Raw genomic sequence first — 347 nt, 5'->3', positions numbered from 1 at the left:
AATGCAAACCTAGTAATAGCAAATGGACCAAATGTTCCGGCTCCTACTGCAGCTGATGCTACAACAATAAAGCAGGCAATTGGGGAAGCTTATGCATTTAGAGCATTTAGTTATTATATGTTGGCGCAGATTTATGGTAAAAGATATGTACCAAACACAACAAATAACCAGCTGGGCGTGCCGTTAAGATTAGTTGCAGATGAGGTACCAATGGCTAGAAATACAGTTGAGGAAGTTTATACTCAAATAAATAATGATTTAAATGAAGCATTAACTAGGCTTACCGGAAGTACCAGAACAACAAAATCGCATTTTGATGAAAAAGTAATTTTAGGTTTAAGAGCAAG

General features: G+C 36.6%; 1 protein-coding gene. It reads left to right on the top strand.

Annotated elements, in window-relative coordinates; genetic code table 11:
- Positions 1-347, top strand: a 347-nt coding sequence (locus SB752_RS32110) for a RagB/SusD family nutrient uptake outer membrane protein (RefSeq protein WP_410719454.1), incomplete at both ends; no start/stop codon positions are given.

It is taken from the genome of Brevibacillus sp. SIMBA_040 (assembly GCF_046535075.1).
Classification (GTDB): domain Bacteria; phylum Bacillota; class Bacilli; order Brevibacillales; family Brevibacillaceae; genus Brevibacillus.
The sequence above is the reverse complement of the archived record's forward strand: the minus strand, read 5'-3'. Positions and strand labels throughout refer to the sequence as shown.